This window comes from Blastomonas sp. RAC04 (genome assembly GCF_001713435.1).
Taxonomy (GTDB): domain Bacteria; phylum Pseudomonadota; class Alphaproteobacteria; order Sphingomonadales; family Sphingomonadaceae; genus Blastomonas; species Blastomonas fulva.
On record NZ_CP016460.1, the window covers coordinates 1871374 to 1884127 of the forward strand.

Annotated in this window: 14 protein-coding genes; 5 read left to right on the forward strand and 9 right to left on the reverse strand. The window is 61.8% G+C overall.

What is annotated here, in order from left to right; all coding sequences use genetic code 11:
* Positions 1–15: 15 nt before the first annotated feature.
* Complete coding sequence (gene phhA / locus BSY18_RS09730; RefSeq protein WP_171900207.1) at positions 16–960, reverse strand: phenylalanine 4-monooxygenase; 945 nt, start codon at positions 958–960, stop codon at positions 16–18.
* Between the two features lie 133 nt (positions 961–1093).
* On the opposite strand from phhA, the gene BSY18_RS09735 reads away from it, so the two are divergent.
* Both BSY18_RS09735 and BSY18_RS09740 read left to right on the forward strand, forming a co-directional pair.
* Entirely contained in the window at positions 1094–1555 is a 462-nt protein-coding gene (locus BSY18_RS09735) for an Lrp/AsnC family transcriptional regulator (protein WP_069050466.1), read from the forward strand.
* Between the two features lie 72 nt (positions 1556–1627).
* Positions 1628–2266: a trimeric intracellular cation channel family protein gene (locus BSY18_RS09740; protein ID WP_069050467.1), complete on the forward strand. Its 639-nt coding sequence runs from the start codon at positions 1628–1630 to the stop codon at positions 2264–2266.
* A 146-nt stretch (positions 2267–2412) separates the two neighbouring features.
* On the opposite strand, the gene BSY18_RS09745 is transcribed toward BSY18_RS09740, so the two are convergent.
* The 7 genes from BSY18_RS09745 to rpsM all read right to left on the reverse strand — a co-directional run bounded on the left by BSY18_RS09745 (position 2413) and on the right by rpsM (position 8731).
* Complete coding sequence (locus tag BSY18_RS09745; RefSeq protein ID WP_069050468.1) at positions 2413–3105, reverse strand: hypothetical protein; 693 nt, start codon at positions 3103–3105, stop codon at positions 2413–2415.
* Positions 3106–3229: 124 nt separating this feature from the next.
* Positions 3230–3604: a hypothetical protein gene (locus tag BSY18_RS09750; RefSeq protein ID WP_150126252.1), complete on the reverse strand. Its 375-nt coding sequence runs from the start codon at positions 3602–3604 to the stop codon at positions 3230–3232.
* A gap of 335 nt (positions 3605–3939) precedes the next feature.
* Entirely contained in the window at positions 3940–6036 is a 2097-nt protein-coding gene (locus tag BSY18_RS09755; protein ID WP_236823501.1) for a prolyl oligopeptidase family serine peptidase, read from the reverse strand.
* Positions 6037–6176: 140 nt separating this feature from the next.
* On the reverse strand, positions 6177–6599 hold the full coding sequence (gene rplQ, locus BSY18_RS09760; protein WP_054136225.1) for a 50S ribosomal protein L17: 423 nt from the start codon (positions 6597–6599) through the stop codon (positions 6177–6179).
* 120 nt (positions 6600–6719) lie between these two features.
* Positions 6720–7772, reverse strand: coding sequence for a DNA-directed RNA polymerase subunit alpha (locus tag BSY18_RS09765; RefSeq protein ID WP_054136224.1), 1053 nt, complete (start codon positions 7770–7772; stop codon positions 6720–6722).
* A gap of 109 nt (positions 7773–7881) precedes the next feature.
* The gene (rpsK, locus tag BSY18_RS09770) at positions 7882–8271 is read right to left on the reverse strand and encodes a 30S ribosomal protein S11 (protein ID WP_017671843.1); all 390 of its coding nucleotides are present in this window, start codon (positions 8269–8271) and stop codon (positions 7882–7884) included.
* 91 nt (positions 8272–8362) lie between these two features.
* Positions 8363–8731, reverse strand: a complete 369-nt coding sequence (gene rpsM / locus BSY18_RS09775; protein ID WP_054136223.1) for a 30S ribosomal protein S13 — start codon at positions 8729–8731, stop codon at positions 8363–8365.
* Between the two features lie 298 nt (positions 8732–9029).
* On the opposite strand from rpsM, the gene BSY18_RS09780 reads away from it, so the two are divergent.
* Positions 9030–10127, forward strand: a complete 1098-nt coding sequence (locus tag BSY18_RS09780) for a succinylglutamate desuccinylase/aspartoacylase family protein (RefSeq protein WP_069050470.1) — start codon at positions 9030–9032, stop codon at positions 10125–10127.
* 6 nt (positions 10128–10133) lie between these two features.
* Here the strand turns inward: BSY18_RS09780 and BSY18_RS20950 are convergent, their stop codons facing one another.
* Positions 10134–11501, reverse strand: a complete 1368-nt coding sequence (locus BSY18_RS20950) for a hypothetical protein (protein WP_150126253.1) — start codon at positions 11499–11501, stop codon at positions 10134–10136.
* Between the two features lie 232 nt (positions 11502–11733).
* On the opposite strand from BSY18_RS20950, the gene BSY18_RS20625 reads away from it, so the two are divergent.
* Together BSY18_RS20625 and BSY18_RS21340 are read left to right on the forward strand one after the other, a co-directional pair.
* On the forward strand, positions 11734–11958 hold the full coding sequence (locus BSY18_RS20625; protein WP_083231407.1) for a DUF2188 domain-containing protein: 225 nt from the start codon (positions 11734–11736) through the stop codon (positions 11956–11958).
* A gap of 26 nt (positions 11959–11984) precedes the next feature.
* Positions 11985–12587, forward strand: a complete 603-nt coding sequence (locus BSY18_RS21340) for a hypothetical protein (RefSeq protein ID WP_216094723.1) — start codon at positions 11985–11987, stop codon at positions 12585–12587.
* The last annotated feature ends 167 nt before the right edge of the window (positions 12588–12754 follow it).

A 12754-nucleotide genomic window follows, 5' to 3' on the forward strand; every position in this document is an offset into this window, starting at 1 on the left:
CCGGAGCACATCCCGTCACACCGGCTTGGCGCCAGACCCCTGCCCGCCCCGATTGGCGTATTCCTGGCTGCCCAGGTGATAGACCTTGTCGCCGCCCAGCACCGCCTGGTTGGAGTATGTGAAGCCCGGGTTGAGCCCGCGATACAGATCGTCGAAATTGCGCTCGACGGTCTTGCGGTAGAGTTCCTCGAAACTGTCGATCACGAAATAGGTCGGCTGCATGTCCGAGATGACATAATCGGTGCGCATCACCCGGTCGACTTCGAGATGCACGCGGTTGGGCGATTGCCCTTCCACCGAGAATTTTGCCTCGAGCGGCCCTGACAGGATGCCTGCGCCATAGGCCCGGATACCCTCGGCCTCGCGGATCAGCCCGAATTCGACCGTGTACCAGTACAGCGCCGAAAGCGCCTTCAGGCGGTTGTACGCCAGCGCCTTCCAGCCCGCGCGGCCATATTCCTGCATGTAATCAGCATAGACCGGGTCAGTCAGCATCGGCACATGGCCGAACACGTCGTGGAACACGTCGGGCTCGGAGATATAATCGAACTGCGCGCGGGTGCGGATGAAGTTGCCCGCCGGGAAGCGCCGGTTGGCGAGGTGATAGAAAAACACATGATCGGGGATCAGCATCGGCACCGGCACCACCGACCAGCCGGTGATCGGCTGCAGTTCCTCGCTGAGTGCACCGAAATCGGGAACGCCGCCGCGCCCCAGATCGAGCCGCTTCAGCCCCGCGATGAAGCTGCTCGCCGCGCGGCCGGGCAGCACGTCCATCTGTTGCGCGAACAGATCATCCCAGATGCCATGCTCCTCCGCAGTGTAGACCCGCTGCTGCGGTTCGAGCCAATCTTCGCCCAGATGCGCAGGCCGCTGCAGCGGTGCGACACAGGTGCCTTCGGGCACCTGCGGAATGGTGGAGAAGTCGACCGCGTCGGGCCGGATGAGCAGGCTTTCCATGCATCGTCCCCTGTGATGGCTTGAGCGCCGATATAGCATGGGCTGCACGAAAAATCCTTTCGATTTCTTGCCCCACAGCGCCCTGATCGGGATAATCCTTCCCTTTTAGCCTCCATCAAGGTACATCCTGCCGATGACCGAACTGGAACCGGAAGATATCCGTATCCTGCGCGCGTTGCAGGACAATGGCCGCATCACCAATGCGGAGCTCGCCGAAACCGTGGGCATGTCGGCCTCGCCGTGCTGGCGGCGGGTGCGCAGGCTGGAGGCGGACGGCGTGATCCGCGGCTATTCCGCACGGCTCAGCCGCCGAGCCCTGGGGCTGGGCGTGCTCGCTTATGTGAGCGTCGAAATCGCCGACCATAACGACGCGCTGACCCGTGCGTTCGAGGACGCGGTGGCGGGGCTGGACGAGGTCATCGCCTGCCACCAGGTCACCGGCGGCGCGGACTATATCCTCACCGTCGTCAGCCAGGATCTCGACAGCTACGCCGATTTCGCCAACAAGCGGCTGCGCCCGATCGCGGGGATCAAGTCGATCAGCACCAGCTTCGTGCTCAAAGAGGCCAAGCCGCAGTCGGGGCTTCCGGTCTAGCGGGCGCGCGCGATTGCCCGCGCGCACAATCGCTGGTGAAATCCGCGCGCCGATCCTCTACAGCCCCTCGCCATGGCTACCCCTTTGCCCCCTGTCATCGACCTCGGCACCATATTGGGTGCGCTCGACCTGTTCGGAATCGCGGTGTTCGCCGCCTCGGGCGCGCTGGCTGCGGCGGCAAAGCGGCAGACCTTCGTCACCTTCACCTTTTTCGCGCTGGTCACCGGGGTCGGCGGCGGCACGGTGCGCGATCTGCTGATCGGCGCGCCGGTGTTCTGGATCGTCAATTCGGGCGTGCTGGTGGTGGTGCTGGCGGTGTCCGCTTTGTTGTGGATCACCCCGCAGCATTGGTGGCACGGGCGGATGCTCGACTGGTTCGATGCGGTGGGGCTGGGTGCCTATGGCGTGTTCGGCGCGGCCAAGGCGATGCAGTTCGGGGTCGACCCGCTGCCTGCGGTCATGATGGGGGTGATCACCGCGTGCGTCGGCGGGATCATCCGCGATGTGCTGGCGGGCGAACCCTCGATCATCCTGCGGCCCGAGCTCTACGTCACCGCTGCAGCCTTGGCATCGGGCCTGTATGTCGGGCTGCGGCTCACAGGGCTGGACACGGAATATGCCGCGATCATCGGTGCGGTGGCGGGCTTCGTGCTGCGCGGCCTTGCGATCCGCTACAACATCGCGCTGCCCGCCTATCGCGGCAACGGTTGATCGCAAAGCGCTCTGTACGTCCCTTCGCGCTGCGAATGCGCTTGTGGTGTTACCCCTGCGGCGCGCGAAGGGGCAAAGCGCGCCGCAGGGGTTGAAGCCGGACGGAAAGGCCTGATGGAGGCCGACCCGTCCGGTAGAGCAATCGCTTATTCGGGCGGGTACGGGTCCGCATCGTTGCGATAGGCAAAATCATCGTCGCCGCCCTGGGGCGGGACATAGGCCGGGTCGCCGGCATCGCCGAACACCTGACTGTCCGCGCCGACATCGCCAGCGCCCCATGCGCCGTTGGCACGGTTGAAGCGAACATAGTCAATGCGGCCATAGCTGATGCCGCAGGTAAAGCTGTCGACGCCGGTGTTGCGCGATCCGACCAGACCCTCGACACGCCAGCCATTGCCGTCGCGCACGACATTGTCGATCCGCTCGACCCGGGCGCCGAAGCCCGACTGCGCCGCTGCCGCCGCACCGCACTGGGTCGAGGCGGAGCGGACATCGTCGTTGTAGCTGTAGCGATCATTGGGACCGTTGCGGTTGCGGCTGCTGTTGGTCGCCGCGCTCGCGATCGCCGCGATCCCGCCGAGGATCAGCGCACCTGCGAGAATATCGCCGCCATCGATGCCGCGGTTGCGACCACGCCAGCCACGATTGCCCCAGCCACGATTGCCCCAGCCGCCGCGCCACTGGCCAGCCTGCTCGTCGCGCTGGTCCCATGCAAGATCGGCGAGCGCGGAATACCCGCCAGCGCCGGAACTGGTGGAAACCGGCGCCGCCATTGCGGGTGCCAAGCCCGTCACCATCATCGCGCCCGCTGCACCCAGGCCTGTCAAAGCTTTCAGCATATCAATTGCCTTTCACATCCATGGCCAAGGCGCACCGCGCTGTACCCAAGTTCAACCGATTGTTTAGGCGGTCCAGCCTGTCGCCACGCTGAACCGCCTGGGAGCCTGATGGGCATGCGCGACCTCAGCGAAAGTTGCCGAGTCCTCTGAGGCGCACATCCACCACCCGGCCCCGATCCACGAAGCAGGTAAAGCGACCGCGATCCGATCCGCCGCGCCAGCGCCCGTTGCCATCGACCACGATGCGGCCCTCGACGCGCAGCCCGAAGCGGGTGCGGTCAATGTCGCGAACCTGGGTGACCTGAGCGAAGCGGCCGAAACGACGCGCCTCGAACTCTGCGGCGCGCACGCACTGGTTCACCGCGCGGTCGCCACCGCCGCCCCAGCGCCCACCGCCCTGCCAGCCGCCGCCCCACTGGGCCTGCGCCGGCATCGCTGCTGCAACCATGGCAGCCGCACCGAGCAGCGCCGCGCCAATCACACCCTTTGCCTTTGCCATGTTTCGATCCTTCATTCCTCCCCGCGAGGCCCTGTGCCGTGCGGGACGAATGCAGGATTACCGATTCGCCGCTGTGAAGAGCCTGAACTGCGCTGACAGGAACTGTTCAGATTTGCGGGGCTGTAGATGAATGGATTGGCTGCAGAGTTCAGGCAGCCCTTCCCCGTCGATCGGGAACGCTGACGGAGTGCACCTCTCCCCTCCCGCCTGCGGGGGGGGGGGGGGACGAGGCCCAGCCGAGGCCGGGGTGGGACTGTAGTGTCGCAAATTTCAGGCCCACCCCGGTCCGGCAAGCCGGACCTGCCCCTCCCGCAAGCGGAAGGGGAGAGATCGCCTTACTCGCCTGCGATCTTCAGCCCGGTGAAGTGCGCGAGGAAGGCGTAGATGTCGGAGAATTCCTCGATGATCTTGTCGGTGGGCTTGCCCGAGCCATGGCCGGCGCGCGTTTCGATGCGGATCAGGTGCGGCTTGTCTCCGGCCTGCGTCGCCTGCAGGCGAGCGGTGTACTTGAAGCTGTGGCCGGGCACCACGCGGTCGTCGGTGTCGGCGGTCGAGACCATCACCGCAGGATAATCGGCTTTGCGGATCGTGTGATAGGGCGAATAGGTCAGAAGCGTCCTGAAGTCGGCCTCCTTGTTCGGATAGCCATAATCATCGACCCAATAGCGCCCGGCGGTGAAGCGGTCGAAGCGCAGCATGTCCATCACGCCCACCGCCGCATGCGCCGCGCTGAACAGATCGGGCCGCTGGTTGACCACAGCGCCCACCAGCAGCCCGCCGTTCGAGCGGCCTTCGATGGCCAGCTGGTCCTTGCCGGTTACGCCTTGCTTGATCAGATACTCGCCCGCCGCGATGAAGTCGTCGAACACGTTCTGCTTGTTGGCGAGCCGTCCGGCATCGTGCCATGCCTTGCCGTATTCGCCGCCGCCGCGCAGGCTCGCCTGGGCATAGACGCCACCCTGCTCGAGCCACGCCAGCCGCGTCGGCGAGAAGCCGGGCAGCACCGAGATGTTGAAGCCGCCATAGCCATAGAGCAAAGTCGGCGCGGGGCCGGTGACGGTCTTCTTGCGGACGATGAACATCGGCACCTTGGTACCGTCCTTGCTGGCATAGAAGCGCTGCTCGACGGCATAATCGTCGGGGTTGAACGCCAGCTTGGGCTCGGCCCAGGGCGAGACCTGTCCCGATGTCAGGTCATAGCGATAGATCGTCGTCGGGCGGTTGAAGCTCGAATAGGCGAAGAAGGTTTCCTTCGAATCCAGATCGCCATCGAAGCCGCCGACCGAACCGATCCCCGGCAGCGGCAGCTCGCCCATCGGCTTGCCCGCCAAATCGAACAGCTTCACGACGTTGCGCGCATCCTGCAGATAGTTTGCGACCAGCTTGCCACCGACCACCGAGGCGCCTGCGATCACCGCCTCGCCTTCGGGCACCACCGTCTCGATGCTGGCTTCATTGCCGTTGCGCGCCATCGAGACGATGCGCAGCCGCGGCGCATCCTTGTTGGTGACGAAATAGATCCGGTCCCCGGCCATGCCGATCATCTGCCAGTCGTTGACCAGCTCGGGCACGATCACGCGCTGCGACGTGGATGCCTTGGTGCCGTCCAGATCGATCATGGTGAGGCGATAGCGCTCATCGGTGCCCGAGGACGAGGTGACCAGCAGGAAGCTGCCATCGTCGGAGACCTGCGCGCTGTGATTGAGCTGGGGCTCCTGCGGCGTCGCATAGATCAGCGGATCGGCACTCTGCGGCGTCCCGATCGCGTGATAGCGGATTTCCTGGTTGGTGTTGAGCGACTGGAACTCGCCCTCCTTGTCGGGCTCGGGGAAGCGCGAATAATAGAATCCCTTGCCCGCCTTGTCCCATTCGAGCGCGGAGAACTTGACCCATTTGACCTCGTCATCCAGCGGCTTGCCGGTGGCGACATCGAGGATCTTGACCGTGCGCCAGTCGCTGCCGCCATCCTGGATCGAATAGATCAGCTTGCTGCCGTCCTCGCTGGGCACCCAGGCATCAAGCGCGGTGGCACCGTCCTTGGCCCAGCCGTTGGGATCGATCAGCACCCGCTCGGCGCCGTTCGCGCCATCTTTCACGTACAGCACCGCCTGGTTCTGCAGCCCCGAATTGCGCGTGAAGAAATAGCGGTTACCCGCGACCTCGGGCACGCCGGTGCGCGCATAATCGTACAAAGCGCGCATGCGGGTGGCGAGCGCGGCGCGGCCGGGCAACGTCTCAAGATAGGCGTCGGTGACCTTGTTCTGCGATTCCACCCACGCGGCGACCTTGGGATCGACCCGGACATCGTTTTCCAGCCAGCGATAGGGATCGGCCACCTTGACGCCGAACTGTTCCTCGACCGTGTCCACGGTTTCGGTGGCCGGATATGACAAGGGCGCTTCCTGCGCGATCAACGGTCCGGAAAGTGTCATGGCTGCGGTCCCCAGCAAAGCGGCAAGAGTGGCGCGAGTGCGCATTGGCGATCCCCTATGGTGTTGATTGAACAAACGAAAACAGGCCGCGAATGTGGACATTCGCGGCCTGTTTGGCAATCCGGTATAGGATGAAACGATTACGCGCCTTCGTACTCGTCTTCGTCGCTCATGACCGGACCGGAGTCCTGGCCCTTGGCGCTGAAGTCACGATCGACGAGCTCGATGATGCCCATCGGGGCAGCGTCCGAGGCGCGGAAACCGGCCTTCAGCACGCGGGTGTAGCCACCCTCGCGGTCGGCATAACGCGGTGCCAGCGTATCGAACAATTTGGCGAGCTGGGTTTCGTCCATCAGGCGAGCCATCGCCAGACGACGGTTCGAAAGACCGCCGCGCTTGGCCAGCGTGATCAGCTTTTCGACATAGGGACGCAGCTCGCGTGCCTTGGGAAGGGTGGTGGTGATCTGCTCGTGCTTGATCAGCGAGGCTGCCATGTTGCGCAGCATCGCGATACGGTGCGAGCTGGTCCGCTGCAGCTTGCGCTTGCCAATTCCGTGACGCATTTTCAGTACTCCGTTCGTAAGGGGGCCGTTTGAGGTACCCCGGTCCAGGCGGTGTTAACGGCCACCGCCGATGCCGATCTTATACATCCTCCCCCGGCAAGCCGGGGGAGGATTGAACTATTAACCCAGCAGTTCCTGCTCGAGCTTCTTGGCCATTTCTTCGATGTTCTCGGGCGGCCATCCGGGGATGTCCATGCCGAGGCGAAGACCCATGCTCGAGAGCACTTCCTTGATTTCGTTCAAGGACTTGCGGCCGAAGTTCGGGGTGCGCAGCATCTCGGCTTCGGTCTTCTGGACCAGATCGCCGATATAGATGATGTTGTCGTTCTTGAGGCAGTTTGCGCTGCGGACCGACAGTTCCAGCTCGTCCACCTTCTTGAGGAGGTAGCGGTTGATCTGGTTGGCATCGCCTTCTTCGGGTGCAGCCTGGCTGACCGAGCCCGAGCTCGCCTGGGTCAGGCTGTCTTCGAAGTGGACGAACAGCTGCAGCTGGTCCTGAAGGATGCGCGCAGCATAGGCCAAAGCGTCTTCCGGAGCGACGGTGCCGTCGGTTTCCATGGTCAGCGACAGGCGGTCATAGTCCAGCTCCTGGCCGACGCGGGTGTTTTCCACCTTGTACGACACCTGACGGATCGGCGAGAACAGCGAGTCCACCGGGATCAGGCCGATCGGTGCATCGACCGGACGGTTGGCCACGGCAGGGACATAGCCCTTGCCGGTGTCGCAGGTCAGTTCGATGTTCAGCGTCGCACCGTCATCAAGATGGCAGATCACCAGATCCTTGTTCATCACCTCGATATCGCCAGACACGGCGATGTCGCCGGCCTTCACCTGAGCAGGGCCGGTGGCGGAAAGCTGAAGCCGCTTGGGGCCTTCGCCTTCCATCTTCAGCGCGATCTGCTTGATGTTGAGGACGATATCGGTCACGTCTTCGCGCACGCCGGCGAGCGAGGAAAACTCGTGCAGCGCGTTTTCGATCTTGATCGAGGTGATGGCCGCGCCCTGGAGCGACGACAGCAGCACGCGACGCAGCGCGTTGCCGAGCGTCAGGCCAAAGCCCCGCTCCAGCGGCTCTGCGACAAAGGTAGCCTTGCGCTTGGGATCACCGCCGGTCTTGATTTCAAGACCGTTCGGCTTCTTCAGTTCCTGCCAGTTCTTGATGTTGACAGTCATGGACTTCCCCTGAGTGTTGGGCGAGGGCGACGCTGGTAACGCGCTTGGGAACCCCGGCCGGAAATTGCAAAGGATGGCGCGTCCGCCACCCCCATAGACAGCCTGGGTGTCAGACGCGGCGCCGCTTGGACGGACGAACCCCGTTATGGGGGATCGGCGTCACATCGCGGATAGATGTGATGGTGAAGCCCACGGCCTGCAAGGCCCGAAGCGCAGATTCACGACCCGAACCCGGGCCCTTGACTTCGACTTCCAGCGTGCGGACGCCATGTTCGGCGGCCTTCTTGCCCGCGTCTTCTGCACAGACCTGCGCAGCGTACGGGGTCGACTTGCGGCTGCCCTTGAAGCCCATCATGCCGGCAGACGACCAGCTGATCGTGTTGCCCTGAGCATCGGTGATGGTGATCATGGTGTTGTTGAAGCTGGCGTTGACGTGAGCAACACCAGACGAGATATTCTTGCGCTCGCGCTTTTTGAGCCTTTGCGGTTCGCGTGCCATAGTTCGTTATCCTGGAATAAAGGCCTGATATCAGGCCATAAAGCTGGGGAAAGAAAAACAAGGGCGGGACGCATGAAGCGCCCCGGCGTCCTTATTTCTTCTTGCCGGCGATCGGCTTGGCCTTGCCCTTGCGGGTGCGCGCATTGGTGTGCGTGCGCTGGCCGCGGACCGGAAGGCCCTTGCGATGACGCAGGCCGCGATAGCAGGCCAGATCCATCAGACGCTTGATGTTCATCGCGGTCTGGCGACGAAGGTCACCTTCCACGGTGTGATCGGCATCGATGGTTTCGCGGATCTGCAGCACTTCGGCGTCGCTCAGGTCCTGAACGCGACGGGCGTGATCGATACCCAGCTTGTCGGCGATTTCCAGCGCCTTGGTGCGCCCGATTCCATGAATGTAGGTCAGCGCAATGATAACGCGCTTGTTGGTAGGGATGTTGACCCCGGCGATACGTGCCACTTAATACTTCTCCTGCTCCACAGGGTGCGTCAGCCGCACCCCATCTCAACGCTTCACGACCATAAAGCGCAAAACACAGGCCACACGCATTTTAAGATGCGCTGCCTGTTTTTAAGCCGCTTAATGAAAATGAGTGCCGCGCATAAGCGGAGTCGCCCGGGCTGTCAAGCGCGGGACAAGACAAAAGCATGGGTCTGCGCGACGAATGGTATTGCGCCTGCCGACAGCATCGCGTCATACTCTCACCCGGCCCGGCGCGCAAGCCAGACGCAGGACAACGGGCCAGCCGGGGGGCCCGATGACCGACAGCCTGAACACCGCCGATGGCGCCCTGCCCGCAGCCCCCGACACCGGAGCCAGCGCGCAGCCTTTCACCATTGCGGGCACGGTGATCGATGCCGGTGCCAGCGCGACCATCGCCATCCCCGTCAGCAACACCGCAACCGGGCTTCCCGCCAGCCTGTATGTCCGCGTGCTCCACGGCGCGCGCCCCGGCCCGTGCATCTTCGTCTCCGCCGCGATCCATGGCGACGAGATCATCGGCACCGCAGTGATCCAGCGGCTGCTGGCCAAGCTCGATGCCGCCAGCATGGCGGGCACGGTGCTGTTCCTGCCGGTGGTCAACATCTTCGGTTTCCAGGCGCACAGCCGCTATCTGCCCGACCGGCGCGATCTCAACCGCTCCTTCCCCGGCAGCGCCAGGGGATCGCTCGCGGCCCAGCTCGCCGCCAAGTTCCTCAAGGAGGTGATCTGCCACTGTACGCTTGGCATCGACATCCACTCGGCCGCGGTCCACCGCTACAACCTGCCGCAGATCCGCATCGCGCCCGACAACGAGAATTTGCGCGAGCTCGCAATGCTGTTCGGCGCGCATGCGGTGATCGAGAGCCCCTTGCGCCCCGGATCCTTGCGCGACATCGCGCGCGGCGAAGGCGTCGACATGCTGCTGATGGAGGCCGGCGAGGCTTTGCGCTTCGACGAGTTGTCAGTGCGCTGCGGGGTCAACGGCGTACTCAACGTGATGGCGCACCTCAAGATGATCCAGCCGCACCCCGAAGCCACGCAGGTCACCATCCCCGCCCGCTCCCGCCGCGCCATCTGGGTCCGCGCCCCGCGCGGGGGCCTGTGCATGCTCCAGCAGAAATCGGGCGACGCGGTGAAGAAGGGCGAAGTCATCGGCCGCGTCGCTGGCATCTTCGGCGACGACGCCCAGGAATTCCGCGCCCCCATCGACGGCATCATCATCGGCCACGCGGTGCTGCCCGTGGTCAACCAAGGGGATGCGCTCGTGCACATCGCCGAGGTCATGCGCTTCGGCGATGTCGAGGAGCGGGTGGATCAGATCACCGAGGCGCTGTTGAACGATAGGTTGCTGGATGAGGATGAGTTGATTTGAGGGGGGCTAGCCTGATCGATCAAGCGCCTCCCGCTCCACCTGGTCCCGCATCGCTTCTGTGCTGACCGAGGCAGGTTCACGTTTACCTTCCGAAATTTTCGGCGGTTTCGGTTGCCAGGCAGAAACTTTGGCTCCTACCAGATCATAAAACGCGCTTGCCGAGTTCAGCAATTCGGTAACGATAATCTTCCTTTGAGCAAATTTTGCCCCGAGATCGCGAACCAGCAAAATCTCAAAGCTATGCACCACCATCCCAGGCCGATCCAAAATTGCAATGTCGGGATCAGCCAGCAGAGCTTTCAAAGGATACTGAGTTGTGGGCGAACGGCCCGGCCAGAACAGACGGACATGAAGGTCGTTATTGTCTGTGTCAGACAGTTGCCGTGTCAGCCAGGACAGGCGAGCCTTTGTAGACTTCCGGTCTGCGGGAGCCTTCAGACGCATGTGAAAGCTAAGGGCACGCTTGCCAAAATCCGCACAAATTTGAACTGGGGCTGCTGCGTCTGGGATCAGCACCTCGCTTTGAACACAATTCCCAGAGACAAGCTCGGCGAGCGCTGTTTTTTGACGCTGCGTAGGGTCGATAGCATCAGATTTGCTCATAACTAATTTGACATGATTGCCGATCTGCCGGCTCAAAACACCTGTGAGACGATCAAGTGCCTGATGCCATGACCCAACCACGTCGTGACAGATCGGATTTTTAGCGCTAGCCGTACCTCCCGCAGCAATGTTTGCACATAGATCAGACCATGCTGCCGGCATCTGGTCGAACTCTTTGACTCCTGAACTGGGGTGAAGCAAAAATCTCTGCAGCTCAGACAGGAGAATGAGTTGCTCACGATCATCTACTTCACCAAGCTCACGAAGTAGCTGCGCCTGAGTGATCACATATCCCCATGACCAATGAAATAAGGAAACTTTGCGTGTTAGGAGTGAGCTGACACTTAGTGGGTGGTGAGTTGGCAAAGCTGTAAACTGATTTGAAACCGTGATAACTGCATCAATTGCGTTAGATTTAGCTATACCCAAATATGCTTCAATTTGATTGTTGGTTAGCTCTGCGGTGCCAACTTTAGCTTCTACGAGAGCAGTCCAGGTCGATTTGCCGGTGCTAACCTTGATCAGTCCGTCAGGACGGTGCTTTGAATCTGAAACACCTTTCTTGAAAACAACCTCAGTGAAGGTATCGATGCGGGCCCGCGAACCAAGCTTGAGTCCCACGCTTCCTAGCATCGAACGTCCAAACTCATTAACGTTTTCAAGACAAGCCAAAAAAATTGAAAGGGTTCGGCCTTCTTTTGACGTATCCGCAAGAACCGGAAAAAGCCGTGCTGCTTCCCCGGATTGCAAGAAATCTGGTAGCTGCCCCATATTCAACTCCCTACGTGTAAGAATACAGAAGTGCTCTAACAGGGCAAGCGTGAGTCTGACAGATAGTTTTCCTGGCTTTCCCTAATTGTCATCATTTTCTTCATGCATGTCATTGCAAAATGCGCGCCTCCGAAAGCATATCCCAATAGATCCAGTTTGGACGAATCCCCTACACGTGAGCCTTCCCAACAATGAATCGCAACACTATGTTGATGGAACAGTGGAGTCTGCCATGTCAAAGCAAGGTCAGCATGTGGTGCCCTCTGAGCGGGGGTGGAGTGTCAGGAAGGCCGGGTCGTCCCGTGCCAGCAGCAACCATGCGACCCAACAGGAAGCCATTGCTGCTGCGACCACGCTTGCCCGCAACCAGCGCACAGAACTTTATATCCACGGGCGCGACGGGCGCATTCGGGAGCGCAATTCGTACGGCAACGATCCTCATCCACCCAAGGGATGATCGCCGCCCCGCCGTTTGAAAGATCGGTGTTCGTCAACTGCCCGTTCGACGATGATTTTGCGCCGCTGCTGGAGGCCATTGCGTTCTGCATTACCGATCTGGATTTCTATCCGCGTATCGCGCCCGAAAACGCTAACAACGCCGCCAACCGGCTGGACCGGATCGTCGAGCTGATACGGGGCTCGCGCTATGGTATCCATGACCTTAGCCGCTGCAAATCCACCGCTGCCGATGAATATGCCCGGCTGAACATGCCGTTCGAACTCGGCCTGGACCATGGCTGCGCACGCTTTGGCCCCGCCCCGCTGACGGACAAGTCGATCCTGATCCTTGAGCACGATCGCTACGACTACCAGAAGGGTCTGTCCGACATAGCAGGCTGGGACATCCAGGCCCATGGCGGCGAGTTCGCTGTAGTCATCAGGATCGTCCGCAATTGGCTTGTCCACCATGCCGGGGCCGTCAATATCGGCGCGTCCAAGATACAGGGCGATTATGCCGCCTTCCAGGAATGGCATTGGGAACGCGAACTTGCGCAAGGAGCATCAGAGGACGATATTCGCGATTATCCGACCATTCAGTTGATCTCGGCCATGCGCCATTGGGTTGATGCCGGTCGTCCGATCTAGTACCGATTGACAGATTCAACCAAATAGGTTAAACACTTCCCGCTTCCGTACCAAATCTGCCCGGTGCGGACTCAAGGCATGTGCTTTCCGGGGATCATCCGGGGGCGGCGGGTTGGGGCTGGTGGGTGGGCTTTTCGCGAGAGCCGGAACCCCATTGGACAAGCCGA